This is a genomic window from Mesorhizobium sp. M7A.F.Ca.US.007.01.2.1, assembly GCF_003998165.1.
GTDB classification, from domain to species: Bacteria; Pseudomonadota; Alphaproteobacteria; order Rhizobiales; family Rhizobiaceae; genus Mesorhizobium; species Mesorhizobium ciceri.
In genome coordinates, this window is sequence record NZ_RZQP01000007.1 from 1 (window position 1) to 25,197 (window position 25,197).

The following is a 25,197-nucleotide window of genomic DNA, read 5'->3' on the forward strand; positions in this document are numbered from 1 at the left end:
GCACTGCACACGCCGGTCTCCGGCAGCACCAGCCGCACCTCGCGGGCCGCGGCATGGTCTCCGGCAATATCGGCCACCACCGAGCGGACCTGCTCGTAGCCGGTCGCCATCAGGAAGGTCGGGGCACGGCCGTAGGATTTCGAGCCGACGATGGTGAAACCGGGTTCGGGATGCGCGAGCTCCGCAATGCCATGCGCGGGAACCGTGCCGCATGAGTGGAAGTTCGGATCGATCAGCGGCGCCAGTGCCGGCGGCGCTTCGACGACGGGATCGAGCGCGATGCGGATTTCGCCGAGGAACGACAGGTCTGGCCTGAAGCCGGTGGTGACGACGATGCGGTCCACGGCCATGCTGAACGGCTTGCCGGCGAGGTGGGCGTCGACGGCAAGCTTCTCGCCTTGCGTCTCGATGCGGTCGACGGCGAAGCCCGTCAGCATGTTCAGCCTGCCGTCCGCCATCGCCTGCCTGGCGGCCAGCCCGAGCGCGCCACGTTCCGGCAACTGGTCGTTCAGCCCGCCGCCGAGCAATCTCTCGATGCTGGCGTGCCGCAGCGCCCAGAAGATTTCGGTGCCAGGCACGCCATCCTGCAACTCCATCAGCGCCAGCGCGACGTTGATGGCCGAGTGCCCGCCGCCGATGACCAGGATGCGCTTGCCCGCATAGTCTTCTCTCGCCTTGCCGACCACGTCGGGAATGCCATAGGCGATGCGTGCCGACGCCTTGCCTTCGCCGGCAACCGGCAGCCCGTCGATGCCGATCGGGTTTGGCCGCCACCATGTTCCGGATGCGTCGATGACGGCGCGTGCGAGAAAGCGGTGCTCACCGCCGCCATCGCGGTAGCGGATGACGAAGGGCGCGTCCTTGCGGCCGTCATTGGCGACCTTGTCGTGCCCCTGACGGGTGATCGCGGTGACCTCGGCGCCGAGCTTCAGATTGGCGGCGATCGCCGGAAGCCGGCCAAGCGGCGCCAGATAGTCGCGCACGATCTCGCCGCCGGTCGGCAGGCCCTGGCTGTCCGGCGCCGTCCAGCCGGAGCGGTCGAGCAGCGCCCGCGCCGCCGCGTCGATGTTGTATTCCCAAGGCGAGAACACCCGCACATGGCCCCATTCGAGCAGTGCGGCCCCAACGCTTTCGCCGCGCTCCAGGATGAGTGGACAGATGCCGCGCTCGACCAGATGCGCCGCGGCGGCAAGGCCGACCGGGCCGGCGCCAATTACCGCGACGGGAAGATCTGTCATCATGTCCATAGGTTCGATCCTTCCGGTATCTTCGAATTATACGCGCAGAAAAATCAGGCCAGTGCTTTGCCGACGGCGGGCGCACAGGCGTCGGCGCAGCACTCGTCGGCGAGATAGCCGATCAGCGCATTCATGCCGGGATAGTTGGCGCGGCAGATCAGCGTCGTCGCTTGCCGTTCCTGCGTGACAAGCCCGGTATCGACCAGCCGTTTGAGGTGATGCGACAGCGTGGAGGACGGAATGTCGAGCCTGCCCTGGACGCTGCCGACGGCAAGCCCGTCATCACCGGCCCGCACCAGGATGCGATAGAGCTGAAGCCGCGTCGGATTGCCGAGCGCTTCAAGCTGCGCGGCTGCTTTTTCGAGTCTCATGGAAATAAGCTACGCAGCACTTTTCGCGCCGTCAACCCAATTTCGAAAATTATGGAAATAGCGTCAACCGGGGCGCTTGCCCGAGGCGTAAATGACCACCTCGCCATCCTCCTTGGTGAACGTGCCGATGTCCGGATTGGGCAGAATGTCCAGCACCTTTTCCGACGGCCGCGCCAGCACGACGCCGAGCGGACTGACGACGATCGGCCGGTTGATCAGGATCGGATGTGCCAGCATGAAATCGAGGATCTGCTGGTCGGACCATTTCGGGTCGGCAAGGCCGAGTTCGGCATAGGGTGTGCCCTTCTCGCGCAGCAGGGCGCGCGGTGTAATGCCCATCGCCGCGATCAGGTCGACCAACCTTTCGCGCGATGGCGGCGTCTTCAGATATTCGATCACCTCCGGCTCCTCGCCCGACTGGCGGATCATGGCCAACGTGTTGCGCGACGTGCCGCAATCGGGATTGTGGTAGATGGTGATGGTCATTTCGAGGTCCTCTCAGCCGACATGGTATTCCGGACGGCGCCGCCCATCTCGTACCAGCCCTTGCTGCGGTTCACGATCCACACCACCGACAGCATGACCGGAACCTCGATGAGCACCCCGACCACAGTGGCAAGGGCCGCGCCAGAATTCAGCCCGAACAGCGCGATCGCGGCGGCCACCGCCAGCTCGAAGAAGTTCGACGCGCCGATCAGCGCCGATGGTCCAGCCACGCAGTGTCGTTCGCCGCTGAGGCGGTTGAGCAGATAGGCAAGACCGGAATTGAAATAGACCTGGATCAGGATCGGCACCGCCAGCAGCACGATCACCAATGGCTGCGCGATGATCTGCTCGCCCTGAAAGCCGAACAGCAGCACCAACGTCGCCAGCAAGGCAACCAGCGACAGGGGCTGCAGCGTGGCAAGCAGGGCCTCAAGCCCGGCCTGTCCCCTCGCTGCCAGCAGCCGGCCACGAACCAACTGCGCGACGATCACCGGCGCGACGATGTAGAGTGCGACCGACAGCATCAGCGTGCCCCATGGCACGGTGATCGCCGACAGGCCGAGCAGCAGGCCGACGATTGGCGCGAAAGCAACGATCATGATAGCGTCGTTGAGCGCTACCTGCGACAGCGTGAAATTCGGCTCGCCGCGCGTCAGGTTCGACCAGACGAAAACCATCGCCGTGCACGGCGCCGCGGCAAGGATGATCAGCCCGGCAATGTAGGAATCGATCTGCACGGCGGGCAGCCACGGCCGGAACAACCAGCCGATGAAGAGCCAGCCCAGCAGCGCCATCGAGAACGGCTTCACCGCCCAGTTGATGAACAGCGTCACGCCGATGCCGCGCCAATAGGTGCCGACCTTGGCCAGCGAGGCGAAATCGACGCGCAAGAGCATCGGCACGATCATCAGCCAGATCAGCACGGCGACAGGAATGTTGACCCTGGCGATCTCGGCCAACGCGATGGCGCCGAACACGCCCGGCAGCAGATGGCCAAGCGCGATGCCCGCGACGATGCACAGTGCCACCCACACCGTCAGATATTTCTCGACGAAGCCGATGCCGGGCCGCACCGCCTCAGCTGTGTTCAGAGCATGATCGGTCATGATGGCTTCCTTGTTCGAACGGCGCGCGGCGGACAGTCACAAGCCCCTCAGCAGTCACAGGTCACGGCATTGATGACCGGGCGGCAGAGCTCCGGCGCGCCATTGCAGCAATCTTCCATCAGATAGGCCAGCAGGTCGCGCAAGCCGGTCATGTCGGCGACATAGCGCACGGTCCTTCCGTCGCGTTCGGGACGGATCAGCCCGGCATGGGCGAGCACCTTCAGATGCGCCGACATGGTGTTCTGGACCGTGTCCAGCCTCGTTGCGATCTCGCCGGCTGGAATGCCTTCCGGGCCGGCACGCACGAGCAGCCGGAAGACATCCAGCCGCGTCTCCTGGCCAAGTGCGGCCAGCGCGTTCAAAGTACCCTTCCTATTCATATATCCGAATCCTTGGATTTATGGATTCGTGAATACCGACTCCCCCACGATCTGTAAAGGGTCCGCCCACCATCACGTGACGGCCAGCACCTTTCCCGTATCGTGCTGGCGCACGAAGTCGACGCGGGCGCCGTCCCAGTGGTAGCTGTAGTGGCGGCCCTGCACTGGAATGGCAATGACATCGGGCCAGAAGATGCCGATGCAGCCGCCGCCCGGCATGCGCACGCTGTTCCACACCAGCCCGTCGCTGCCGGCTGCCCGCAGCGCCCGCCCTTCCGCCTGCGAGGCGGAATAGTCGTCCGGGTCGAGCACGCCGGGCACGGCGTTGACGTCATCGAGGTCGCGGTCGACGTTGCCGATCAGCACGCGGAAATCCGCCGTCCAGCCCGGCCCTTCGTTTGTGGCGCGCATGAATTTCTGATGGTGGTGGATGGTCTCGGCAAGCGCGACGTCCTCGCTGTCGCCGGCATAGTAGATGCCGTAGCTGCCATCCGAGAAGCGTCCCGGCCGCAGCGTCGAACAGTGCACGAAAGGCGCCATCACGAAGCTGGCGCCGGGGCCGGAAACCCGCCTTGCGGCCGAAACCTTGCCGAGATCGCCAATCTCGAACCTTATGCGTGGGTTTGTCTTCGCCTCGACGGCGGCAAGCGCCTCCCAGTCGCGCGGGTCGGCAATGTCTTCGAACAGGTCGATCGGTGGGTGGATGGAACGGATGATGCGGAAGGTCTGGTGCCAGTCGACGCGGCGACGGACCGCAAGCCCACTCACCATGCACCACGCTCCGCATCGAGCCATTCGCGCATCGCCGAGAGATCGGAGATTTCGCCGCGCAGCATCAGGTCGAGCGCCGACTGGCCGCCAAAGGTGGCATTGGGCTTGCGGATCCAGGCATAGCCGCGCGCCGGTTCCGTGAAGAGGTAGCGCAGGCCCTTGTGGATGCCCATCAGATGCGCCATGCGGGTGCGCAGGTCGCGGTCGATCCTGCCGATGCCACCTTCCTTCGCCCCAGTCTTCCAACGCGCCCAGGTGCGCGCCGACATGCCGCCGAGCAGAATGCAGGCCTCCAGGTCGGTGAGATTCCAGGCCTTGAACAGATTGACCGTGGTGCGCGCCAGCGCGCCCGCTTCTTCATCCGAGATAGCGGCTCCGAACGTGGCCGGCGTGGTGACGATGGACTGAAGCTGCATTGCGTTCACCTTGCTGATTGGCAGATATATAGCATGTATTTGCCAATTGGCAAGAATGCGGAGATGGCAAGGCTTGGCTGCAAAATGAAAAGGCGCGGCCCACACCGCAGGCCGCGCCCTTTATTGCATCACACTGTACGGTGCCTACTCAGCCGCCTCATATCCCGCGATGCCCTTGATCTCGAGGAAATCCTCAAGTCCGTATTCGGCATATTCGCGGCCATTGCCCGACTGCTTGTAGCCGCCGAACGGCAGGCCGGCGTCCCACTGGGGATAGTTGATGTAGACATTGCCGGTGCGCATGCGCGCCGCGACTTCGCGCGCCTTCTTCATGTCCTTGGCCTGGATGTAGGAGGCGAGGCCATAGACGGTGTCGTTGGCGGTCTCGACCACCTCGTCGACGCTGTCATAGGGCATGATCGCCAGTACCGGCCCAAAGATCTCCTCGCGCGCGATGCGCATGTCGTGGGTAACGTCGGCGAACACCGTCGGCCTGACATAGTAGCCGCGGTTGAGTTCGGCCGGACGGCCGGGGCCGCCCGCGACCAACGTCGCACCCTCGTCGATGCCGGCCTGGATCAGGTCCTGGATCTTGTCGAACTGAACCTGGCTGACGACCGGGCCGAGCTTGGTGCCGGCAGCGTCGGCCGGACCGACGGTGAATTTTTCCGCCGCAACCTTGGCATAGCGGGCCGCCTCGTCATGGCGCTCGCGCGGCACGAACATGCGCGTTGGCGCGTTGCAGGACTGGCCGCTGTTGCTGAAGCAACCGGCCACGCCCTTGCTGACCGCGCTTGCGAGGTCGACGTCGGGGAACAGAATGTTGGCCGACTTGCCACCAAGCTCCTGATGCACGCGCTTGACCGTGTCGGCAGCGGCCTTGGCCACCAGGATGCCGGCGCGGGTCGAACCGGTGAACGACATCATGTCGATGTCAGGATGGCTGGACAACGCCTGGCCGACGCCCGGTCCGTCGCCATTGACGAGGTTGAAGACGCCCTTCGGCACGCCGGCCTCGTCGAGGATCTCGGCGAAGATGATGGCGTCGAGCGGCGCGATCTCGGATGGCTTGAGCACCATGGTGCAGCCGGCGGCGAGCGCCGGACCCACCTTGCAGGTGATCTGGTTGAGCGGCCAGTTCCACGGCGTGATCAGCCCGACGACACCGATCGGCTCCTTGACCACGAGATGATTGCCCTTCACGTGGCGGAATTCGAAAGCCTTCAGCGTCTCGGCCATTTTGGTCAGATGCGCCAGCCCAATGCCGACCTGGCTGTCCAACGCCATCTGGCGCGGCGCGCCCATCTCGCGCGACACGGCAACCGCAAGATCGCCACTGCGCTTCTTGTAGACCGCGATGATGCGGTTCAACAGGTCGAGCCGCTCGCTAACTTCGGTGAAACCAAAGCTGTTGAAGGCACGCTTGGCGGCAGCCACCGCCTTGTCGACATCGGCCTTGGAGCCGAGCGAAATCTGCGCAAAAGCGTCCTCATTCGAGGGATCGATGACGTCCAATGGGCTGGGCACAACAGGATCGACCCACGCGCCATCGATGTAGAACTGCAGATTGTGTGACATGGTTTTCTCCTTGGCCGCATGGTCGCGCCGGGCCGTCATATCTGGCTGGAGATAACGATGCACAAACGCCGCTGTCAAACACAACCCCCGAAGTGGTTGAGCCAGTGCGGCAGTGATTGAGCCAGAGCGGTTGGGCAGCAACCGGCTTGGTGAGGATGGACTACAGCAAGGTATGCCCGGCCTCGACCAGAAACCGCCTCGCCGCGGCCTGATCCGTGGCTTTCACCAGGAGATGGTCGCCATCGAAAGTGGACACCACGAAGATGCCCAACCCGTTTTCCGACAACGGCCTGATGACCGACAGCACGATACCGGTTTCGTCGAAGGCGAACGGGCCCAGGAGCTTGAAGGCCACCCAGTCGATATCCTGCTTGATGGCATGCGGCACGCGGTCCTGCAGGCAAACGATCGAAAGCTCGTCGTCGGTCCTTGTGATGCTGACGAAGCCTGGTCCGTCCGCCCAACCGGGAATGGTTTCGCCCGCCGCCAGCCGGGAAACCGCGTAAGACCCCGGGAGTTGCTTAAGCCTGACCTTGGCAGCCATTATCGAAATCCTTCCTCAGATCGCCGGTGATCCCGCTAGCCTCTTGCTCATATAGACCGTCATGCCGCCCATGAACGGCTCGTCCCGATCCACGATATAGCCCTGCCTCTTGTAGAGCGATACGTTCGCCTCGAACGCGCCATTGGTCAGCAGGCGAAGCTCGTCGCGGCCCGACTCGATCGCCTTGCGCTCGGCCCACTCCAGCAACAGCCGGCCAATCCCCCTGCCCTGCGCATCCGGTGCGACACAGACATTCTCGATCCACAGGTGATCCTCGGCCAGCATGGTTTCAATCATTCCCACGATCCGATCATCCTCGACGGCGAGATCGAACGGATGCTCGGCAACAGCCTTCTCGTAGTCGGCGCGCATCGGCAGAGGCTCGCGGCCGATCACCGCTACCCATTTGGCATAGGCGGCGCGCACGATATCCCGGATCGCGGCGGCGTCAGCGGGCGCGGCCGGCCGAAGCCGGATGGAAGAATTGTTTGTCATCAAACTGCTCCAGACATGAAAAATCCCGCCGGCGGTTTCGCGGGCGGGGCTGGAAACGAAAGAACCGGGTCTATCCTGCCGGTCTTTGTCGTCGCGCAGTCAGCTTGCCGCTCCGCACTGTGCAGGGGCGACGTCGCTTGGTGTTGGCAGGCGCGAAAACGAACATGGCGCCAAGTTGGAACAGGAAGCGCGGCGATGTCAAGGCGACCGCTCGATCGACAGTGTCTCGCATCGGCGACAAGGTTCTGGTCCTCGCGCCCGCAGGGCATAGAATCGCTATATGCTTTGTGCCAACGGCAGCTAATCGATGGGCAAACTATGACCGGGACGCTGAACAAAGCGGTGCGGATGGTGGCCATCCTGAACCTGGCCTATTTCGGGATCGAATTTGCCGTAGCCGTTTGGATCGGATCGGTATCGCTGTTCGCGGACAGCATCGATTTTCTGGAGGACGCATCCGTCAATCTCCTGATCATGGTCGCGTTGGGCTGGACCGTCCGCAATCGAGCGCGGCTCGGAATGGCGCTGGCCGGGATACTTCTGATCCCCGCATTGGCGACCCTTTGGACAGCCTGGGAGAAATTCAACATTCCAATTCCGCCAGCTCCCGTTCCGCTAACGCTCACAGCGGCTGGCGCGATGCTCGTCAACCTGTCGTGCGCGCTCATGCTCGCTCGCTATCGCCATCACAGCGGCAGCCTCACCCGCGCCGCCTTCCTGTCGGCGCGCAACGACGTCCTGGCCAATGTGGCAATCATTGCCGCCGGCCTGGTCACGGCATTTGTGTGGAATTCGGCTTGGCCAGATATTGTCATTGGGCTGGCAATCGCCATCATGAATGCGGATGCTGCCCGCGAGGTTTTCACGGCCGCAAGACGCGAGTTCGCAGAAGGCCAAATTTCAAACTGAAACGCTGCCACCCGATCCGCGCACGATCCCCTCAACTCCTGCGCCGTCGGCCGGAATGGCTACCCGGTCGTCGAGTGCCCTCAGCCTGCGCCTGGCTCTAGCGATCGATCCTTGCTTCCTGTTGCGGAGAATAGCGCGCTCCCTGTACGGCGATCACCGAGACCGCGTCCTCGATGTCGGCAAGATCGTTCGCCGTCAGCGCGACAGTGACCGATCCGATGTTCTCTTCGAGGCGATTGAGCTTGGTGGTGGGGATCGGAACGATCCAGGGCTGTATCTGCCAAGCGCGGGAGCGATATCGGAGAATGGGCTTTTCAGCCTTGGAACATCGGTCATGGTGGTCTCCTTCGTAGAGTGCGGGCGTTGAACTCGGCGCCACGCGCCGATACCTGGTCAAATCCCGTATTGTTCGTCGCTGACATGCTCCAACCAGTCGACGACCTTGCCGTCGAGCGCTTCGGCGATAGCGATGTGGCTCATCGCCGTGGTCGGCGCGGCGCCATGCCAATGCTTCTCTCCGGGCGCGAACCAGACGATGTCGCCGGGCTGGATCGATTCGATCGGGCCGCCCTCGCGCTGCGCCAGGCCGGCGCCCGACAGGACGATCAGCGTCTGGCCGAGCGGATGCGTGTGCCAGGCGGTGCGCGCGCCGGGCTCGAAAGTCACGGTGGCGCCGCCGACCCGGGCGGGCTCGCTGCCCTTGAACGGCGCGTCGATGCGCACCGCACCGGTGAAATAGTCGGCCGATCCCTTGGCCGAGGCCTGAGAGCCGTTTCGCGTGATGTCCATGGTTTTGTCCCTTCCTGGCAACAGCCATGACACGACCCGCCCGGCTTTAGAGACGGCCGGAGGTGCCCGGTGTGATAACGCCTATCTAGGGTCTGCGATTGGTGCCGATTAGGTGCTATATCCAGCATGATCTTATGAAGGGGGCTCATGAATGCCACGTGACAACCTGAATGAGCTAACCGCCTTCCTCGCTGTGGCGCGCGAGGAAAGCTTCACCAGGGCGGCGGCCAAGCTCGGGGTTTCCCAATCGGCGCTCAGCCACACGGTGCGGGCGCTGGAGGAGCGGCTGGGTGTACGGCTCCTGACCCGAACCACGCGCAACGTGTCGCCCACCGAAGCCGGGGAGCGGCTGCTTCGCACCGTCGGGCCGCGGCTGGACGAGATCGAGACCGAGCTCATTGCCTTGAGCGCATTGCGGGAAAAACCCGCCGGCACCATCCGCATCAGCGCCGGTGAGCACGCCGCCGATGCGGCCCTGTGGCCGGCGATCGCCCCGCTGCTGCCCGACTATCCCGACATCAAGGTCGAGATCATCGTCGACTATGGACTGACCGACATCGTCGCCGAGCGCTTCGACGCCGGCGTGCGGCTGGGCGAACAGGTGGCGCGCGACATGATCGCGGTGCGCATCGGCCCCGACATGCGCATGGCGGTGGTCGGCTCGCCAGCCTATTTCGCTACCCGACCAAAGCCGCGCACGCCGCAGGACCTGACCACCCACAATTGCATCAATCTGCGGCTGCCCACCTATGGCGGGCTCTATGCCTGGGAGTTCGAGAAGGCCGGACGCGAGCTGAAGGTTCGGGTCGAAGGCCAGCTTGTGTTCAACACGGCCGCGCTGCGCATGAACGCGGTGCTCGCCGGCCTCGGCCTTGCCTATCTGCCTGAGGAGCAGGTGACGGCCCATCTGGCCAACGGCCGGCTGGTGCGTGTGCTCGCCGACTGGTGCGGGCCCTTCCCCGGCTACCACCTCTATTACCCCAGCCGCCGGCAAGCCACGCCGGCCTTCTCGCTGCTGGTCGACGCGCTGCGCTACCGGGGCAAGGTGTAAATCGGTGAGCAGCTTCCACCCGGCTTTGACTCGCCGCCGCCTGCGGTGACTATCCCCGGAAATGGTCGCGGAACCATTTCCGCGGCACCGCGTTCACTGCGGTTAACTGGAACTCCTATACGTGGCGCAAGTGACGAAAACCTCGAGCTCGACCTTTGATCTGCCCCACCAAATCCTCGATAATCTTCCCGTAGCAATCTACACCACCGACACCGAAGGCAAGATCACCTATTTCAATCGGGCCGCGGCAGATTTCGCTGGGCGCGAACCCGAGCTCGGAAAAGACCAATGGTGTGTGACGCACAAGCTGTTCACGACCGACGGTGAAATGTTGCCGCATGACCAATGCCCGATGGCTGTCGCGCTAAAGGAGAACCGGCCGGTCAGAAACCAGTCGGCTATCTCCCAACGCCCGGACGGCACGCGTGTGCCGTTCCTTCCCTATCCCACACCGCTTCATGACGAGCAGGGCAGACTGGTCGGCGCCGTCAATATGCTGTTCGATCTCACTGACCGCCATCATGCCGACGAGGCCAGGCATCATCTGTCAGCCATCGTGGAGTCTTCCTTCGATGCCATCGTCAGCAAGGATTTGAACGGAGTCATCAGGAGCTGGAACTCAGCCGCCCAACGTCTGTTCGGTTACACCGCCGACGAAGCAATCGGAAGGTCGGTAACTATGCTGATACCGGACGACCATTTGGACGAAGAGCCGCGCATATTGGAGCGCATCCGCAAAGGCGAGCAGGTCGAGACCTACGAAACCATCCGCCGCCGCAAGGACGGCAGCCTTGTGCCCGTATCCCTGACAATCTCGCCGGTGCGCAACGCCGTCGGGCAGATCGTCGGCGCCTCGAAGATCGCCCGCGACATATCAGTAGCCAAGGAGAACGAATATCGCATCCGCATGCTGATGCGCGAGGTCAACCACCGGGTGAAGAACCAGTATTCCGTCATCATCTCGATGATCCGGGAGACCAGCAAGCGGTCATCGACGCCGGCCCAGTTCGAACGTCAGGTGCGCGAGCGCATCATGGCGTTGTCGCTCTCGCATGACCTTCTGGTTTCCGGCGACTGGAAGGGCGCCACGATCTTCGAACTGCTGCTTGCGCAGGCCAAACCGTTCGGCAACGAGGAGCGGATCTCAATGTCGGGCCCTTCCCTGACGCTGAGCCCCAATGCCGTCCAGTACCTCGGCATAGCGTTTCATGAACTCGCGACCAATTCCGCTAAATACGGCGTCCTTTCGGCCGCAGTGGGAACGATAACGGTGCAATGGAAGGTAACCGGACTGGTCGGCCAGAAACAGTTCCAGCTGATCTGGAAAGAGAGAGATGGTCCTGAAGTACAGACGATCGGCCATGGTGGTTTCGGCAGCGTGGTGCTGCGGCGCGTCGCTCCAGCCGCGGTGAGCGGCACCGGTGTTCTCGAGCATGATAGCCACGGTGTCACCTGGACGCTGCAAGCACCGTTGACCCAACTTGAGGCCTCGGTTGACAGCGAGCACGTTGATCAGCGTGCATTGGACCAGGTGATGAGCGGACACGAATTCGGAATTGTTCCCTGAACTTGGGCACTGGCAACAGGACTACGGCCCGCTATGTGTTGCTTTTATTGTACGTCCTGGCCTTCAGCCCTGTCGCAATATGGCGGGCATCAGCACCGGAGCCATCGCCGTGACCGTGACCGACCTCTATCGAGGCTATATCGCCTGCCTCAACAATCAGGACTGGCAGAAGCTGCATCGCTTCGTTCATGACGAGGTGCACTACAATGGTGACCGCGTCGGACTGTCGGGTTACCAGGACATGCTGGAGCGCGATTTTCGGGAAATCCCAGACCTCTATTTCGATATCCAGTTGCTGATCGCCGAACCGCCGTTCCTAGCCAGCCGGCTTCAGTTCAACTGCACGCCGAAGGGAACCTTCTTCGGGCTCCCTATAAACGGCAGGAAGGTGTCCTTCAGCGAGAACGTCTTCTATGAATTCCTCGACGACCGGATCAGGAACGTCTGGTCGGTGATCGACAAGGCCGCGATCGAGGCGCAGCTTTAGTCAGGTCGCCCAGAAAGCGACGTCTGCGCGGCAGCGTCCGTGGATCGTTCGCAAAAATCGATCATTCTAACGAAAATAATTCGTTGGAAAGATTGGTTTAGGAATGGCATTCTCCCGGCATACTCGCCTGGAGCATTGCATTGTCTTCCGTTTCCCACTTTGCGAACGATATTCCAAAAAGCGCGTTTCCTGCCGATGTCGCGCAAGGGCGAAAATCCCTCAGCTGGAATGGCATCGTCCCCGGCATCGTGCTGGTCACGATGATCACTGCCGTCGCCTTCTCGGCCCGCAATGTTTCCGGCTTCGCGCTGTTCAGTCCAATGATCCTCGCCGTCGTCGCCGGCATGATCTACTCCAACGTGCTCGGCACACCCGTGCACGCCAAAGCCGGTATCGCATTCTCGCAAAAGCGCCTGTTGCGCTTCGCCATCGTGCTGCTCGGCTTCCAGCTGACGCTCGGCCAGGTGGTCTCGATCGGCGCTGGCGGCGTCGGCATTGTCGCGGCGACGCTTGGCGCCACCTTCGTTTTCACCATCACGCTTGGCCGGCTGATCGGCGTCGACGCCAAGCTGGCGCAGTTGATCGCCGCCGGCACCTCGATCTGCGGCGCTTCGGCCATCGTCGCCACCAACATCGTCACCGATGCGCGCGACGAGGACGTCACCTACGCCGTCGCCTCGATCACCTTGTTCGGCACCGTCGCCATGCTCGGCTTCCCACTCATGGCGCCCATGCTCGGCCTCGACCAGCACGCTTTCGGCCTGTGGGCCGGCGCCTCGATCCACGAGGTGGCGCAAGTCATCGGCGCCGGCTTTCAGAACGGCACCCAGTCCGGCGAGATCGCCACCGTCGCCAAGCTGACCCGCGTCGCCATGCTGGCGCCGACGGTCGTCGCGCTCGGCCTGATGGCGCGCGGCAGGAGCAGCAGTGAGGTGGCGGCGCGGCCGCCCATGCCGTGGTTCGTCGCCGCCTTCGTCGCTGTCGTGGCGTTGAACAGCTTGGTCACGGTGCCCACCGAGGTGAAATCGGCAATGGCGCTCGCCACCACCATCATGCTGACCATGGGACTGGCCGCCATGGGCCTGCAGGCCGACATCTCTCAGTTGCGCTCGCGCGGCCTGCGCCCGCTGGCGCTCGCCTTCTCGGCCTTCCTGTTCATCGGCTGCTTCAGCCTGATGCTGGTGAAGTTCGCCTGAGCTTGATCGCCGGCACGCAGACGGCACAAGCGAGTTTGGGAATCAAATCACATCGGCTACGGTCTGCCGCGCATCAACACGCGAGCCCGCACCCGATCCATGCCGTTTGTTCCCTTACCCTTCGTCGTCGCCCTGTCGCTGTTCATCCTGCTTTGGGTCGTCGCCAGCCGCCAGGATGAGGCAGCACCGAACCTGCCGTTTCTCGCCCTGATCCTCGTTGCAGCGTTGCAATCGGTGCTCACCGGACTGCGCTGGGGCTATGGCATCAGCGAAGTCGGCTATATCGCCCCCGTATCCGCCGCGATCATGCCGTCTCTGCTCTACGCCGGCGTATCGAGCCTGGTTCGCACCAGCGACCGCCGGTGGCCGGCCCTGCTGGGGCTCCACGCGACACCCGCGGTCATCATCATCATGCTGATAATCTTTTGGCGCGAGGCGATCGACGTGGCGCTGACATCAATCGATTTCATCTACGCCGCCGCCATTCTCTGGCTGCTTCGCTCCGGCGCCGACGGGCTTCGCCTTGCGCCCTTCGACGGCGCGGTCCCGGTCTACAGGGCCATCCTTTTCGCGGCAGCTACGCTGTGCCTGTCGGGAGCCGTCGACATGCTGGTGTCCTTCGATCTGGCGTCGGGACATGGCGCTCGCGCGGCAACCGTGATCGGCATCGGCAATCTTTTCATGCTCGTCATTGTCGGCGTGGCGGCGGCTGCGGCCAGCCAAAGCCATGTCCCGCTCAATGCCGCCGAGCCCGTCGAGAGTCCGTCCCCACCCGACGCCGGCGAGAACGCCGATGCGATCGCCAGGGTCAACGAGTTGATGCAGGAGAAAAAACTATATCGCGACGCCAATCTCAACCTCAACCGGCTTGCCCGGCGCGCCGGAATTCCAGCACGGCAGATCTCAATGGCGATCAACCGGGCCACGGCCAGGAACGTCTCGCAATATGTCAACGGACACCGCATCACCGAGGCCTGCCGGCTGCTGAGCGAGACCGATCAGTCCGTGACGGAGATCATGTTTGCGGTCGGCTTCCAGACCAAGTCGAACTTCAACCGCGAATTCCGCCGCGTCACCGATATGACCCCGCTCGCCTGGCGGGACCGGAACGCGCCTGACGCGGCGCCCTCGCTTGCGAACCGGCGGGCGGCTGAAATCGGCAGCGCCGTTCCGCACTGAACGGTACTCAATCGCGATAAAGCACGTCCTTGATCGCGATCAAGGTCGCGGACTTCGCTCCGATCCGGTGACATCGGGTCGCTAACACTGCAATCGAACATGACCGCCAGCTTGCCCGGACGCTGTAGCCTCCGGCCTTGCCACCTATAGGGCGCGTTCGACAACGGAGATTTCAATGAAATTCTGGACTATGCTCTGCGCCGTCGCTGTTTCCACGGCGCTCATGCAACATCCCGCAGACGCCGGCGACAATGTCGGCGTTCGTCAGTTCCCTGCCCCATCCAAGGAGCGCGGCATCGATCTCGATGTGACGGTCTGGTATCCCGCGCAACCGGGCGGCGAGATGGTTATATCAGGCGACACCGCGCTTTTCGCCGGAACGGCCGCCATGCGCGATGCGCCTATCGCTGGCGGAAAATTTCCGCTTATCCTGCTTTCGCATGGCGCTGGCCTGGCGGGAACCCCACACGCCCTGAGCTGGATTGCAACGCCTCTGGCCAGGCAGGGATTCGTCGTCGCCGCTCCCACACACCCGGGAAATACGGGGAAAAACAGATCCGCCGCCGAGACGATGAAACTCTGGTTGCGGCCCGCCGATCTCACGGCTGCCCTGACCGCGACGGCGAAGGACGCTTTCTTCGCAGGGCACCTCGAACAAGGCAAAGTAGGCGTCCTCGGTCTTTCCATGGGCGGCAACACGGCGCTGGCGATAGCCGGTGCCCGCATCGATCCGAAATTGCTGGCGGCCTATTGCGATACGGACCTGCTCAATGCCTCGCTCTGCGACTGGGTCAGGCAAAGCGGCGTCGATCTTCACGCCATGGATTTGCAGGCCGCCGGTCGGGACAACCGGGATGAGCGCATTCATTTCGCCATGGCGATCGATCCTGCCCCATCCGATGTCTTCGATGTCAAAAGCTTTGCCGGTATCAAAATTCCGGTCGCTATCGTCAATCTTGGCCGACCAGGAAAGATTCCCGTGACCGCCGACGCATCCGAGATCGCAAAAGCAATTTCAAAGGCGAGCTATGCGACGATCGCGGATGCGAGCCACTACAGCATGTTCGGCGAATGTAAGCCCGGCGCTGCCGGCATCATTGCGGCCGAACAGATCGGCGACCCGGTTTGCGATGACGGTGGAGCACGATCGCGCGGTGATATTCACGCGCAACTGATCGACATGACGATTGCAGCTTTCAATCGCGCGCTGAAGACCGAGCCGTAGGACGCAGCTCAGTCCTCGAACGAACTCGCCGCGGCATAGATCGCCGCCAGCGTCTCGATGCCGGCCTGGTCGGCCTTGTCGAAGCGGCCGGGCAGCGGGCTGTCGAGATCGAGCACGCCGAAGACGCCTTCATCGTCCTCGAGCAGCACCACCAGTTCCGAGCGCGAATCGGCATCGCAGGCGATGTGGCCGGGAAAATCATGCACGTCCTTGATCAGCATCGAGGTGCCGAGTTCGACCGCCGTTCCGCACACGCCCTTGCCGACGGCGATGCGCACACAGGCCGGCTTGCCCTGGAACGGCCCGAGCACCATTTCCTCGTCCGACTGCAGGAAATAGAAACCGGCCCAGTTGAGGTCCGGCACCATCTGGAAGATGAGTGCTGCGGTGTTGGCGGCGTTGGCGATCGAATCGCGCTCACCCTCGAGCAGCGCCTTCAATTGGGTGGCGAGGTCGCGGTAGAACGTGGGCTTGTCTGAGGTGTCGATGGCCTTGGCCGCAAACATGAACGTGTCTCCGTGTCGGGGATGGCGGTTCGTCCGATCGCTTGCCAAAGTCCGGCGAGCTCCGCAACCAGACGGCCGCCTGGACAGTCTAGCGTGGATTGCGTCCCCTTCGAAAGCCGCAAGATCATGATTGCCTCCCGGGATTGAGCCGGGCGACTGCGTAAACTTTGCGATGATCATCTTGAGAATCGTAGCGGCCCCGATCGGGGCCGCCATTCACATCTCCAACAGATCGGACAAATCCTGGGTTTTAGTAGCCGCCCATGCCGCCACCGCCGCCACCCGCAGGTGCTGCATCCTTGGCCGGAACGTCGGTGATCATCGCTTCGGCGGTGATCAGAAGGGCTGCGATCGAGCCGGCATCCTGGAGTGCGGTGCGCACCACTTTCGCCGGATCGACGATGCCTGCCTTGATCATGTCGACATAGACCTCGTTCTGGGCGTCAAAACCCTGATTGTGGTCCTTGCTGTCGGTGAGCTTGCCGACGACGATTGAGCCTTCGACGCCGGAATTCTCGGCGATCTGGCGGATCGGCGCTTCGAGCGCCCGCAGCACGATCGTGATGCCGGCCGTGACATCGGCATTGGCGCCGGTCAGGCCGCCAAGCGCCGAGCGGGCACGCAGCAGAGCGACGCCGCCGCCGGGCACGATGCCTTCCTCGACCGCCGCGCGGGTGGCGTTCAGCGCATCGTCGATGCGGTCCTTCTTTTCCTTGACTTCCGACTCGGTGACGCCGCCGACGCGGATGACGGCAACGCCGCCGGCGAGCTTGGCCAGCCGCTCCTGCAGCTTTTCCTTGTCGTAGTCTGACGTCGTCTCCTCGATCTGGCCCCTGATCTGAGCGACGCGCGCCTGGATGGTCGCCTTGGTGCCGGCACCGTCGATGATCGTGGTGGTGTCCTTCTCGATCAGCACGCGCTTGGCGCGGCCGAGCATCTCGATGGTGACGTTTTCGAGCTTGATGCCGAGGTCCTCGGAGATCATCTGGCCCGACGTGAGCACGGCGATGTCTTCCAGCATCGCCTTGCGGCGATCGCCGAAGCCAGGCGCCTTGACGGCCGCGACCTTGAGGCCGCCGCGCAGCTTGTTGACGACCAGCGTCGCCAGAGCCTCGCCCTCGACGTCCTCGGAGATGATCAGCAGCGGCCTGCCGCTCTGCACCACCGCTTCGAGGATCGGCAGCATCGCCTGCAGATTGCCGAGCTTCTTCTCGTGGATGAGGATGTAGGGTTCTTCCAGCTCGACGCGCATCTTGTCGGCATTGGTGACGAAATAGGGCGAGAGATAGCCGCGGTCGAACTGCATGCCTTCGACGACGTCGAGTTCGGTCTCTGCGGTCTTGGCTTCCTCGACGGTGATGACGCCGTCATTGCCGACCTTGTCCATAGCCTTGGCGATCATCTCGCCGACGCTGGCATCGCCATTGGCGGCGATGGTGCCGACCTGCGCGATCTCGGCCGACGACTTGACCTTCTTGGCGCGCGCCTGGATTTCCTTGACCACGGCGGAAACCGCCTGGTCGATGCCGCGCTTCAAATCCATGGGATTCATGCCGGCGGCGACCAGCTTGGCGCCTTCGCGCAGGATCGAGGCGGCCAGCACCGTGGCGGTGGTGGTGCCGTCACCGGCGAGGTCGTTGGTCTTCGAGGCCACTTCGCGCACCATCTGGGCGCCCATGTTCTCGAACTTGTCGGCAAGCTCGATTTCCTTGGCGACGGTGACGCCGTCCTTGGTGATGCGCGGCGCGCCATAGGCCTTGTCGATGATGACGTTGCGGCCCTTGGGGCCGAGCGTGACCTTCACAGCATTGGTAAGGATCTCGACGCCGCGCAGCATGCGGTCGCGCGCGTCGGTGGAGAATTTGATTTCCTTGGCAGACATGATTTTTATCCAGTACGTTCGGAGAAAATAAGGTCAGGCAGCTTTCTTGGCGGCCACGGTCTTGTCGGTTGCAGCGGTCTCGCCCTTGTCGATGATGCCAGTCTCGTCCTTGTCGATGACGCCCATAATGTCGGCTTCCTTCATGATCAGAAGGTCCTCGCCGTCGATCTTGACCTCGGTGCCCGACCATTTGCCGAACAGGATGAAGTCGCCGGCCTTGACGTCGAGCGGAACAAGCGCGCCGTTTTCGTCGCGTGCGCCAGGGCCGACAGCGATGACTTCGCCCTCCTGCGGCTTTTCCTTGGCAGTGTCGGGGATGATGATCCCGCCCTTGGATTTGATATCGCCTTCGGCGCGACGAATGACGACGCGGTCGTGGAGTGGCCGAAATTTCATGGGAACTTTCTTTCTGGGGGCCGGCACAGGCGGCCACGCCCCTCCTCTATAGACGCGTTGGCACTCGATAGATAGGAGTGCCAAAAATTATTCGCGTACCAAATTAAATATTCAAAAGTATTATTTCAGCTGGCCGTTTCGTGATATCCGCAGAATGTCAAATAATTCAAAAGATTGAATTTTGCCGATCGAGTACCTATTTATCGGACAAGTTCACTTTCACGATTTCAGGCACAAGGGAGATTTCTTCGATGGCCGAAGGCAATCAGACGATCATGGAAAAAGCTGAAGCCCGCTTTGTCGACAAGCAGAAGAAGACAGCGGAGAAAAACAAGGCGACCGCCGAATATATGTCCGAGGCAAGAGCCAGGGAGATCAAGACGGCAAGGCTGAGGGAGCTTCGGCTGGCCAAGGAAGAGGCTGATCGTGTCGCCGAGGCCCTCAATCCGACGCCGAAGAAGAAGCGGGTGACCAAGAAAGTCACGGAGGCCAAGACATGAGCCTCACCTTCCCCAACCGCAGCCGCAGCTATGACGAGGCGGGCCAGCGCATTCGTTTCGTCGGCCATGACGGCATGTTCCAGATCTCGTTTTCCGTCGCCGCCGACGCCATGGCCAAGATGCGGCCGGGAACCGCGGCCGATGAAGCCGGTTATCTCCAGACATTCGACACCGAGAGCAGTGCCATCCGCGAGGTCGCGTCGAAGGCCTACGACCGCACCCACAAGAGCATGTATGTTCTGACGGCGTCCGATTTCGGCTGATCAGTCCATTGCATGTCGCTCAAAACGACGATTAAAGATCCATCTCCTCGACCATCGCGCGTATCTTCGCAGCCTTTTCGAAATGGTCGAGGCGGTGGGTTCTGATCCACCATTCGGCGGCTTCCATCAGGAGTTCGGGGTTGTCGTTTCTGTTGGCGAAAAACGCATAGAACGACACGCCGACGCCGGCCCCCTTCTCGGAGATCTTGCGGTCGCAAACCTCCAGTATCTTCTGCTTCAGGCTGGCTCTCACGGGAATCCCTTGATTTGCGGTGCGGCAGGCTTCCGCCGGCGGGCCGCTACGGATCAGGCCTTGCGCTCGGCCCGTTCGCGGCGTTTGACATCGCGGACATTCATCTGCACGACCATGTCCTCGGCCTCGCGCGGCCCCATCCCGACCATCACCTTTTGCCGGACCACCGCAGGCTGGCCGGTGAAGACATCGATGATGCTCCAGCTCTGGGGAAGCTCCATACGCAGCGTGTAGCGGTTGGCCATGCCGGTCAGCCTTGCATCGTGAAAAACACGGCGCCCAGGATCAGCACCGTCCAGGCGACGACCGACAGTTTCAGCACCATGCCGCCATGCACAGCCAGAAGCTTCCGCAGGTGCGACACACCTGCCGACGAGGCCGGTGCCGCCGCCAGGGCGGCAGGAACCTTGAGGCCAAGTTTTCCAAAGACGGGCAGCAGTGACGGTTCACGCACGAAAGGCCTCGAATGTCAGGAAAAAGCGAAGCAAGAACGCTCGGCTCCCTTCCATACCACTCTTTTCGCGCGTGCCGGCATGCCAAATGCAAGACAGGACTGCTTTAACGTCCGGTCCGCACCGCCTTCGTAACGCACAAATCTATTCGTGGGGACTGACTGCCCTTGGGGCAGATTGGGACTGCTGTTCGACGCGAAATTTTGGAGGCCTCGCCTCGGAATCGAACCGAGGCTTCAGAGATTTGCCGTCTCCAGCGTAGCCGCTCCGCCACGAGGCCATGGCTGTTGAAGTAGCGGCCAAATATTTACGGAAAGGTTAATCCCGAGGGACTGTTCAGAATTTTCGGCACGATCTTCAGACCGTCCGCCAGCACATATTGCGGCCAGGTTTGCTGCCCGGCAGCGCCAACCCTTTGCCGGACCTCGCATCCCGCGCACGCTGCGATCCTTCACGCCTCAAGCGGCAGCCCGCCCCGTCTCGACCGAGGGCCTCCAGCACTGCGACTGGCGCTCTTCCCCTGAGCTAAGTGCTGCCGGCGCTGCTTTAACCCGCGTTTGCATTCGAAGGAAGAGAGCCGAGGCCCAACCAGCTTTTCCCTTGAACGGCGATCCAATCTGGTCTAGCCTCAGCTGAGAAAAGGTTTTCTCAAACAATTTCAGTCGGGCTTGGCCACCTGCCGGGCCTCTTTCAGATTGGTAAGAGAAAACCTTTTTCCAACTAAGGACTCTCGGCGCGATGCCATCGGATGATCAGCCTGTTCCGGTCTTTTCCAAGCCAGTCACCTTGCGTGACGTGGCCGCGCAGGCCGGAGTCAGCGTCGCTACCGCATCCAAGGCGCTCAACAGCCAGGGCCGGATGACAGCCGAGACGCGCGAACGCATTCGCGAGACCGCCCGGCGGCTTGGCTTCCGGCCCAACAGCCTGGCGCAAAGCCTGCTCCGACGCCGCAGCTTCACCGTCGGCCTGCTCACCAACGATACCTATGGCCGCTTCTCGCTGCCGCTGATGTCGGGCATTTCGGACGCGCTGGTCGACAATGGCGTCTCGGTGTTCCTGTGCAATGTCGAGGAGGATCCGCGGCTGGGCCAGATGCATGTCGACGCCATGCTCGACAAGCGCGTTGACGGCATCATCGCCACTGGCAAGCGCATCGATCGTCATCTGCCCGTCGACCTCTCCAATCTGCGCGTCCCGGTGATCTATGCCTTCACGCAGCCCGACCCCGACGCCGTCGCCTTCGTCTCGGACGATGTTGGCGGCGCCCGGCTGGCCGTCGAGCATTTTTGCCGGCTTGGCCGCAAGCGCATCGCCCACGTCACCGGGCCGGCGAGCTTTGCCGTGGTACACGCGCGCGTTCAGGCTTACCGCGACGTGCTCGCCGAAAACGGCCTGACGGTCAGCGAGCCGCTGCTCGGCTCCTGGTCGGAAGCCTGGGGTCACCAGGCGGTTGCGCAACTGTTCGACGGCAAAAGCGAAAGGCCCGACGCGGTCTTCTGCGGCAACGACCAGATCGCGCGCGGCGTCATCGATGCTCTGCGCGAACGCGGCCTCGACGTACCCAGGGATGTCGGCGTCATCGGTTTCGACAATTGGGAGATCGTGGCCGAGGCGACGCGCCCGCCGCTGACCTCTGTCGACATGAACCTGGTCGCGCTCGGGCGCGAGGCCGGGTTGACCCTGCTTTCGCTGGTCGGCGGCAAGCCCGCCGCGCCCGGCATTCGAAAACTGCCGTGCCGGCTGGTGGTGCGGCAGTCATGCGGCCATCCGCCGGGTGGCTGAAAACGAAGCGCCGCGCAATCGGCGCCAAGCCGCGGACCGCGGCCAACCTTGGAGGAGGAGAACATGAGGAACCTGATTGCCAAACTGGCCCTGGCCGCTGCCGTTCTGGGCGGCGGTCTCGGCACTGCCGCCGCCGAGACGGCCAACATATGGGTGCGCGCCGACGGTTCGAATTTCATGCCGAGGATCGTCGATGCCTACAACAAGGCGCACACCAACCAGGTCAAGCTCGATATCATCCCCAATGCCGAGATCATCCCCAAATACGGTGCCGCGGCCGCCGGCGGCACAGCGCCCGACGCGCTGTCGCTCGACCTGATCTACACGCCCTCCTTCGCCGCAGCCGGCCAATTGGAGGACATCACCGACTGGGCAAAGTCCCTGCCCTATTTTGCCAGCCTGTCGCCGGCGCATGTGAAGACCGGCACCTACAAAGACCACATTTACGGCCTGCCCTTCTCCGCCGACGCCTCGGTGCTGATCTGGAACAAGAAGCTGTTCAAGCAGGCCGGCCTCGATCCCGAAAAAGGCCCGGCCAACTGGGCCGAGATCGCGGCCGATGCCGAGAAGGTCAACGCGCTCGGCGGCAACATCAAGGGCTTCTACTTCTCCGGCAATTGCGGCGGCTGCAACATCTTCACCTTCACGCCCCTGATCTGGGCGTCTGGTGGCGACATCCTGAGCGAAGACGGCTCGAAGGCGACGCTGGACAGCCCGCAGCTGCGCGGCGCCATCGATCTCTACCGCTCGATGGTCAAGAAGGATCTGGTACCGGCAGGCGCACAGACCGACACCGGCGCCAATTTCTTTGCCGCCTTCGCCGCCGGCAATATCGGCATCTCGCCGTCCGGCGCCTTTGCCATCGGCGCGCTCAACACCCAGTATCCCGACATCGATTACGGCGTCACCTTCCTGCCGGGCAAGGACAGCGGCTGGTCCTCCTTTGCGGGCGGCGACAATTTCGTCGTCACCAAGGGCACCACGAAACTGCCCGTGGTGAAGGAGTTCCTCGACTTCGCCTATTCGCTCGAGGGCCAGACCATCCTTGCCAAATACGGAAGCCTGCCGGTGCGCGGCGACATCGCCAAGGACGCGTTGAAGGATCTCGATCCGCGCTACCAGATCGCCGCCGAAGCCATGGCCAAGGGCAAGACGCCCTATTCGGTGGTGTTCAACGACCTGATCAACTCCGCCAACGGCCCGTGGACGCAGATGATCAACGAGGTCTTCTTCGGCGACGATGTCGATGGCGCGATAGCCAATGCGCAGGAAACGATGCAGTCGATCATCGACCAGGCGCCGCAGAAGTAGCGGACGCCTGCTGGCCGCCCGCCTGTCTCCCTGGGCGGGTGGCCGGATACCGCATCGCCAACGGCAGGGCTATCGCGTTGAGAAAAGACCCCCTCATCCGGCCGCTTCGCGGCCACCTTCTCCCCGCTGGGGAGAAGAGGCTGGCACCATCCCCGGCAACCTCCTCTCCCCTCGGGGAGAGGTCGGATTGCCCCGAATTGCTCTCTTCAATTGGGTTGGCAATCCGGGTGAGGGGGTTCTTTGCCAATGTCCCAATAGCATCGAGCGCGCAGTCATGACCGTCATCACCGCAGCAACCCCTGCCCCGCCCCGCGCCCGCAAGGTCGCCAGCCGCCACCAATGGATCGGCCTGCTCTATGTCGCGCCGGCTGTCGCGCTGGTCGTCGTCTTTTTCCTGATCCCGCTCGGCATGACGGCGTGGATGTCGCTGCACAACTGGCCCCTGATGGGCGAGCACAGCTTTATCGGCCTCGGCAACTATGTCGCCATCCTGCGCGACACCCGGTTCTGGAACGCGCTGCGCTTCACCGCCTACTACACCGTGATCGTCACCATCGCGATCTTCGTGGTGGCGTTTCCGCTGGCACTGTTCGTCGAGCGGCCGCGGCCGCTGACCAATCTTTACCGGACGATGTTCTTCATGCCGGCGGTTGTCGGCTTTGCCTCGGCCAGCCTGCTCTGGTCATGGCTGTTGAACGTCGATTCCGGCCTATTCAGCCCGGCCGCCTACGACCTTGGCCTGATCGACAGGAAGTTCAACCTTTTGGCCACCTTCCAGCCGGCCTTCTGGTCGATCATCGCCATGGTCGTCTGGAAGGTCGCCGGCTTCACCATGATCATTCTGATGGCCGGCCTGCAATCGATCCCGCAGGATCTGCAGGAGGCGGCCGTCATCGACGGCGCCGGTCCGTTCGCCAGGTTCAGGGCGATCACTTTGCCGCTGATGCGCCGCACGCTGGCGCTGGCCCTGATCCTGTCGGTCGCCGGCTCGATCCTCGCCTTCGACCAGTTCTACATCATCCTGCGCGGCGGCCCACGCAACCAGACGCTGACGGCGGTCTACTGGATCTTCAACCAGTCCTTCGTGTCGTTCAAGCTCGGCTACGGCGCGGCTTTGTCGATGGTGCTGCTGGTGATCCTGGTGGCGCTCAGCCTCGTCCAGCTGTGGCTGCTGCGCAAGCCGGAGGGGCTCGACTGATGGCGCAGGCCGCTTCCCGCAACCGCCGGCTCTTGAGCCGCATCGGCGAGCATTCGACCGGCATCGTCGCCTCGGTGCTGTTTGCCGCGCCGATCGTGTGGGCGGTGCTGTCGGCGTTCAAGCCAGCGACCGAAGCGCGCCTGCCGCCGCTGCCGCCCTGGCCGACATCAGGCTTCTCGCTGGAGAACTACGCCACGCTCAACAGCTTCGGCGACGGGCTGTGGGTCTCGGCGCAAAACAGCATCTACGTCTCGGTGATGACCGTCGTGCTGTCGGTCGCCGTCAGCGTGCTGGCCGGCTACGGCTTTTCGCGGTTCCGGTTTCCGTTCAAGGACCTGTTCTTCATCCTCATCCTGTCGACGATCATGATCCCGTTCCAGTCGATCCTGACGCCGATCTTCCTGGTGCTGACCAAGCTTGGCCTGCACAACACGCTGACCGGCCTGGTCGGCGTTTATGTGACGCTGCAACTGCCGTTTTCGATCTTCATGATGCGCAACGCCTTCGACGCAGTGCCGCGCGAGATCGAGGAAGCCGCCCGCATGGACGGCGCCGGCAATCTCACCATGCTTTGGAAGGTGATGCTGCCGCTGGTCTGGCCGGGCGTCGTCACCATCGCCCTGTTTGCCTTCCTCGGCGCCTGGAACGAATTCCTCGCCGCCCTCGTGCTGATGACCGATCAATCCAAATTCACGCTGCCCGTGATGATGACCGCACTGCAGTCGGGCCGCTTCGGCGCCATCGACTGGGGCGCGGTGCAGGCGGGCGTCACCGTGATGATGGTGCCGTGCCTCATCCTGTTCCTGGCGCTGCAGCGCTTCTACATCCGCGGCCTGATGGCCGGGGCCGTCAAATAGAATGGAGTA

General features: G+C 62.9%; 31 protein-coding genes and 1 tRNA gene. 13 read left to right on the plus strand and 19 right to left on the minus strand.

Annotation, left to right across the window (positions count from 1 at the left end):
- The 10 genes from EN949_RS02250 to EN949_RS02295 form a co-directional block, all read right to left on the minus strand.
- Nucleotides 1–1,247 (minus strand): NAD(P)-binding domain-containing protein (locus tag EN949_RS02250; protein WP_127371623.1); only part of this gene is annotated, 1,247 nt, incomplete at its 3' end.
- Nucleotides 1,248–1,291: 44 nt separating this feature from the next.
- Nucleotides 1,292–1,609, minus strand: coding sequence for a metalloregulator ArsR/SmtB family transcription factor (locus EN949_RS02255; RefSeq protein WP_063168657.1), 318 nt, complete (start codon nt 1,607–1,609; stop codon nt 1,292–1,294).
- Nucleotides 1,610–1,672: 63 nt separating this feature from the next.
- Entirely contained in the window at nt 1,673–2,095 is a 423-nt protein-coding gene (gene arsC / locus EN949_RS02260; RefSeq protein WP_063168658.1) for an arsenate reductase (glutaredoxin), read from the minus strand.
- A complete protein-coding gene (arsB, locus tag EN949_RS02265; protein ID WP_164747183.1) occupies nt 2,092–3,156 on the minus strand; it encodes an ACR3 family arsenite efflux transporter in 1,065 nt (354 codons plus the stop codon). The genes arsC and arsB overlap by 4 nt, the downstream gene beginning before the upstream one ends.
- A 92-nt stretch (nt 3,157–3,248) precedes the next feature.
- Entirely contained in the window at nt 3,249–3,581 is a 333-nt protein-coding gene (locus EN949_RS02270; RefSeq protein ID WP_013530549.1) for a metalloregulator ArsR/SmtB family transcription factor, read from the minus strand.
- Between the two features lie 72 nt (nt 3,582–3,653).
- Nucleotides 3,654–4,352: an RES family NAD+ phosphorylase gene (locus EN949_RS02275; protein WP_127367436.1), complete on the minus strand. Its 699-nt coding sequence runs from the start codon at nt 4,350–4,352 to the stop codon at nt 3,654–3,656.
- Nucleotides 4,346–4,768, minus strand: coding sequence for an MbcA/ParS/Xre antitoxin family protein (locus tag EN949_RS02280; protein ID WP_013530547.1), 423 nt, complete (start codon nt 4,766–4,768; stop codon nt 4,346–4,348). Before EN949_RS02280 ends, EN949_RS02275 begins: the two co-directional genes overlap by 7 nt.
- Nucleotides 4,769–4,912: 144 nt before the next feature.
- Nucleotides 4,913–6,346 carry an aldehyde dehydrogenase family protein gene (locus EN949_RS02285; RefSeq protein ID WP_127371061.1) on the minus strand — a complete coding sequence of 478 codons (1,434 nt, stop codon included), beginning with the start codon at nt 6,344–6,346 and terminating at the stop codon, nt 4,913–4,915.
- A 160-nt stretch (nt 6,347–6,506) separates the two neighbouring features.
- Complete coding sequence (locus EN949_RS02290; protein ID WP_064994015.1) at nt 6,507–6,890, minus strand: ACT domain-containing protein; 384 nt, start codon at nt 6,888–6,890, stop codon at nt 6,507–6,509.
- Between the two features lie 15 nt (nt 6,891–6,905).
- Entirely contained in the window at nt 6,906–7,385 is a 480-nt protein-coding gene (locus tag EN949_RS02295) for a GNAT family N-acetyltransferase (RefSeq protein WP_024501788.1), read from the minus strand.
- A gap of 318 nt (nt 7,386–7,703) precedes the next feature.
- Between EN949_RS02295 and EN949_RS02300 the strand changes: the two genes are divergently transcribed.
- Nucleotides 7,704–8,294, plus strand: a complete 591-nt coding sequence (locus EN949_RS02300; protein WP_127368568.1) for a cation diffusion facilitator family transporter — start codon at nt 7,704–7,706, stop codon at nt 8,292–8,294.
- 97 nt (nt 8,295–8,391) lie between these two features.
- Here the strand turns inward: EN949_RS02300 and EN949_RS02305 are convergent, their stop codons facing one another.
- Both EN949_RS02305 and EN949_RS02310 read right to left on the minus strand, forming a co-directional pair.
- The gene (locus tag EN949_RS02305) at nt 8,392–8,673 is read right to left on the minus strand and encodes a hypothetical protein (protein WP_245461865.1); all 282 of its coding nucleotides are present in this window, start codon (nt 8,671–8,673) and stop codon (nt 8,392–8,394) included.
- A gap of 14 nt (nt 8,674–8,687) precedes the next feature.
- A complete protein-coding gene (locus EN949_RS02310) occupies nt 8,688–9,083 on the minus strand; it encodes a cupin domain-containing protein (RefSeq protein WP_027160872.1) in 396 nt (131 codons plus the stop codon).
- Between the two features lie 151 nt (nt 9,084–9,234).
- Between EN949_RS02310 and EN949_RS02315 the strand changes: the two genes are divergently transcribed.
- The 6 genes from EN949_RS02315 (at nt 9,235) to EN949_RS02340 (ending at nt 15,788) form a co-directional block, all read left to right on the plus strand.
- A complete protein-coding gene (locus tag EN949_RS02315; protein ID WP_127371062.1) occupies nt 9,235–10,134 on the plus strand; it encodes a LysR family transcriptional regulator in 900 nt (299 codons plus the stop codon).
- Between the two features lie 121 nt (nt 10,135–10,255).
- Nucleotides 10,256–11,701, plus strand: coding sequence for a PAS domain S-box protein (locus EN949_RS02320; protein WP_127367500.1), 1,446 nt, complete (start codon nt 10,256–10,258; stop codon nt 11,699–11,701).
- 109 nt (nt 11,702–11,810) lie between these two features.
- Entirely contained in the window at nt 11,811–12,188 is a 378-nt protein-coding gene (locus EN949_RS02325; protein ID WP_024501791.1) for an ester cyclase, read from the plus strand.
- Between the two features lie 140 nt (nt 12,189–12,328).
- Complete coding sequence (locus tag EN949_RS02330) at nt 12,329–13,384, plus strand: YeiH family protein (RefSeq protein WP_127366025.1); 1,056 nt, start codon at nt 12,329–12,331, stop codon at nt 13,382–13,384.
- A 99-nt stretch (nt 13,385–13,483) separates the two neighbouring features.
- The gene (locus tag EN949_RS02335; protein ID WP_127366026.1) at nt 13,484–14,563 is read left to right on the plus strand and encodes an AraC family transcriptional regulator; all 1,080 of its coding nucleotides are present in this window, start codon (nt 13,484–13,486) and stop codon (nt 14,561–14,563) included.
- Between the two features lie 175 nt (nt 14,564–14,738).
- The gene (locus EN949_RS02340; protein ID WP_063168666.1) at nt 14,739–15,788 is read left to right on the plus strand and encodes a dienelactone hydrolase; all 1,050 of its coding nucleotides are present in this window, start codon (nt 14,739–14,741) and stop codon (nt 15,786–15,788) included.
- A gap of 8 nt (nt 15,789–15,796) precedes the next feature.
- Here EN949_RS02340 and EN949_RS02345 read toward each other — a convergent pair whose 3' ends face one another.
- The 3 genes from EN949_RS02345 to EN949_RS02355 all read right to left on the minus strand — a co-directional run bounded on the left by EN949_RS02345 (nt 15,797) and on the right by EN949_RS02355 (nt 18,572).
- Nucleotides 15,797–16,294, minus strand: coding sequence for a GAF domain-containing protein (locus EN949_RS02345; protein ID WP_013530535.1), 498 nt, complete (start codon nt 16,292–16,294; stop codon nt 15,797–15,799).
- Between the two features lie 250 nt (nt 16,295–16,544).
- Nucleotides 16,545–18,176 carry a chaperonin GroEL gene (groL, locus tag EN949_RS02350; RefSeq protein ID WP_127371624.1) on the minus strand — a complete coding sequence of 544 codons (1,632 nt, stop codon included), beginning with the start codon at nt 18,174–18,176 and terminating at the stop codon, nt 16,545–16,547.
- Between the two features lie 33 nt (nt 18,177–18,209).
- Nucleotides 18,210–18,572: a co-chaperone GroES gene (locus tag EN949_RS02355; RefSeq protein WP_013530533.1), complete on the minus strand. Its 363-nt coding sequence runs from the start codon at nt 18,570–18,572 to the stop codon at nt 18,210–18,212.
- A 251-nt stretch (nt 18,573–18,823) separates the two neighbouring features.
- On the opposite strand from EN949_RS02355, the gene EN949_RS02360 reads away from it, so the two are divergent.
- The gene (locus tag EN949_RS02360) at nt 18,824–19,072 is read left to right on the plus strand and encodes a hypothetical protein (protein WP_013530532.1); all 249 of its coding nucleotides are present in this window, start codon (nt 18,824–18,826) and stop codon (nt 19,070–19,072) included.
- Nucleotides 19,069–19,335 carry a DUF1488 domain-containing protein gene (locus tag EN949_RS02365; protein WP_013530531.1) on the plus strand — a complete coding sequence of 89 codons (267 nt, stop codon included), beginning with the start codon at nt 19,069–19,071 and terminating at the stop codon, nt 19,333–19,335. The genes EN949_RS02360 and EN949_RS02365 overlap by 4 nt, the downstream gene beginning before the upstream one ends.
- 31 nt (nt 19,336–19,366) lie before the next feature.
- Here EN949_RS02365 and EN949_RS02370 read toward each other — a convergent pair whose 3' ends face one another.
- From EN949_RS02370 to EN949_RS02385, 4 genes are all read right to left on the minus strand, one after another.
- Nucleotides 19,367–19,588: a DUF6500 family protein gene (locus EN949_RS02370; protein ID WP_127367757.1), complete on the minus strand. Its 222-nt coding sequence runs from the start codon at nt 19,586–19,588 to the stop codon at nt 19,367–19,369.
- 53 nt (nt 19,589–19,641) lie between these two features.
- Nucleotides 19,642–19,833, minus strand: a complete 192-nt coding sequence (locus EN949_RS02375; RefSeq protein WP_027160878.1) for a hypothetical protein — start codon at nt 19,831–19,833, stop codon at nt 19,642–19,644.
- Nucleotides 19,834–19,838: 5 nt separating this feature from the next.
- Nucleotides 19,839–20,042, minus strand: a complete 204-nt coding sequence (locus tag EN949_RS02380) for a hypothetical protein (protein ID WP_127367758.1) — start codon at nt 20,040–20,042, stop codon at nt 19,839–19,841.
- A gap of 202 nt (nt 20,043–20,244) precedes the next feature.
- Nucleotides 20,245–20,320 (minus strand) — tRNA-Cys (locus EN949_RS02385).
- 458 nt (nt 20,321–20,778) lie between these two features.
- On the opposite strand from EN949_RS02385, the gene EN949_RS02390 reads away from it, so the two are divergent.
- The 4 genes from EN949_RS02390 to EN949_RS02405 all read left to right on the plus strand — a co-directional run bounded on the left by EN949_RS02390 (nt 20,779) and on the right by EN949_RS02405 (nt 25,188).
- Complete coding sequence (locus EN949_RS02390; protein ID WP_127370713.1) at nt 20,779–21,822, plus strand: LacI family DNA-binding transcriptional regulator; 1,044 nt, start codon at nt 20,779–20,781, stop codon at nt 21,820–21,822.
- A 63-nt stretch (nt 21,823–21,885) separates the two neighbouring features.
- Nucleotides 21,886–23,133, plus strand: coding sequence for a sugar ABC transporter substrate-binding protein (locus EN949_RS02395; protein ID WP_013530526.1), 1,248 nt, complete (start codon nt 21,886–21,888; stop codon nt 23,131–23,133).
- Between the two features lie 274 nt (nt 23,134–23,407).
- Nucleotides 23,408–24,331 carry a sugar ABC transporter permease gene (locus EN949_RS02400; protein WP_024503911.1) on the plus strand — a complete coding sequence of 308 codons (924 nt, stop codon included), beginning with the start codon at nt 23,408–23,410 and terminating at the stop codon, nt 24,329–24,331.
- A complete protein-coding gene (locus EN949_RS02405; RefSeq protein WP_127366280.1) occupies nt 24,331–25,188 on the plus strand; it encodes a carbohydrate ABC transporter permease in 858 nt (285 codons plus the stop codon). Before EN949_RS02400 ends, EN949_RS02405 begins: the two co-directional genes overlap by 1 nt.
- Nucleotides 25,189–25,197 lie beyond the last annotated feature (9 nt).

Excerpts from the sequence above, each read along its gene's own strand:
- EN949_RS02255 (WP_063168657.1), bottom strand. The coding sequence starts at position 1,609 with ATGAGACTCGAAAAAGCAGCCGCGCAGCTTGAAGCGCTCGGCAATCCG.
- arsC (WP_063168658.1), bottom strand. The coding sequence starts at position 2,095 with ATGACCATCACCATCTACCACAATCCCGATTGCGGCACGTCGCGCAAC.
- EN949_RS02270 (WP_013530549.1), bottom strand. The coding sequence starts at position 3,581 with ATGAATAGGAAGGGTACTTTGAACGCGCTGGCCGCACTTGGCCAGGAG.
- EN949_RS02275 (WP_127367436.1), bottom strand. The coding sequence starts at position 4,352 with ATGGTGAGTGGGCTTGCGGTCCGTCGCCGCGTCGACTGGCACCAGACC.
- EN949_RS02280 (WP_013530547.1), bottom strand. The coding sequence starts at position 4,768 with ATGCAGCTTCAGTCCATCGTCACCACGCCGGCCACGTTCGGAGCCGCT.
- EN949_RS02285 (WP_127371061.1), bottom strand. The coding sequence starts at position 6,346 with ATGTCACACAATCTGCAGTTCTACATCGATGGCGCGTGGGTCGATCCT.
- EN949_RS02290 (WP_064994015.1), bottom strand. The coding sequence starts at position 6,890 with ATGGCTGCCAAGGTCAGGCTTAAGCAACTCCCGGGGTCTTACGCGGTT.
- EN949_RS02295 (WP_024501788.1), bottom strand. The coding sequence starts at position 7,385 with ATGACAAACAATTCTTCCATCCGGCTTCGGCCGGCCGCGCCCGCTGAC.
- EN949_RS02300 (WP_127368568.1), top strand. The coding sequence starts at position 7,704 with ATGACCGGGACGCTGAACAAAGCGGTGCGGATGGTGGCCATCCTGAAC.
- EN949_RS02310 (WP_027160872.1), bottom strand. The coding sequence starts at position 9,083 with ATGGACATCACGCGAAACGGCTCTCAGGCCTCGGCCAAGGGATCGGCC.
- EN949_RS02315 (WP_127371062.1), top strand. The coding sequence starts at position 9,235 with ATGCCACGTGACAACCTGAATGAGCTAACCGCCTTCCTCGCTGTGGCG.
- EN949_RS02335 (WP_127366026.1), top strand. The coding sequence starts at position 13,484 with ATGCCGTTTGTTCCCTTACCCTTCGTCGTCGCCCTGTCGCTGTTCATC.
- EN949_RS02340 (WP_063168666.1), top strand. The coding sequence starts at position 14,739 with ATGAAATTCTGGACTATGCTCTGCGCCGTCGCTGTTTCCACGGCGCTC.
- EN949_RS02345 (WP_013530535.1), bottom strand. The coding sequence starts at position 16,294 with ATGTTTGCGGCCAAGGCCATCGACACCTCAGACAAGCCCACGTTCTAC.
- groL (WP_127371624.1), bottom strand. The coding sequence starts at position 18,176 with ATGTCTGCCAAGGAAATCAAATTCTCCACCGACGCGCGCGACCGCATG.
- EN949_RS02355 (WP_013530533.1), bottom strand. The coding sequence starts at position 18,572 with ATGAAATTTCGGCCACTCCACGACCGCGTCGTCATTCGTCGCGCCGAA.
- EN949_RS02360 (WP_013530532.1), top strand. The coding sequence starts at position 18,824 with ATGGCCGAAGGCAATCAGACGATCATGGAAAAAGCTGAAGCCCGCTTT.
- EN949_RS02365 (WP_013530531.1), top strand. The coding sequence starts at position 19,069 with ATGAGCCTCACCTTCCCCAACCGCAGCCGCAGCTATGACGAGGCGGGC.
- EN949_RS02375 (WP_027160878.1), bottom strand. The coding sequence starts at position 19,833 with ATGGCCAACCGCTACACGCTGCGTATGGAGCTTCCCCAGAGCTGGAGC.
- EN949_RS02390 (WP_127370713.1), top strand. The coding sequence starts at position 20,779 with ATGCCATCGGATGATCAGCCTGTTCCGGTCTTTTCCAAGCCAGTCACC.
- EN949_RS02395 (WP_013530526.1), top strand. The coding sequence starts at position 21,886 with ATGAGGAACCTGATTGCCAAACTGGCCCTGGCCGCTGCCGTTCTGGGC.
- EN949_RS02400 (WP_024503911.1), top strand. The coding sequence starts at position 23,408 with ATGACCGTCATCACCGCAGCAACCCCTGCCCCGCCCCGCGCCCGCAAG.
- EN949_RS02405 (WP_127366280.1), top strand. The coding sequence starts at position 24,331 with ATGGCGCAGGCCGCTTCCCGCAACCGCCGGCTCTTGAGCCGCATCGGC.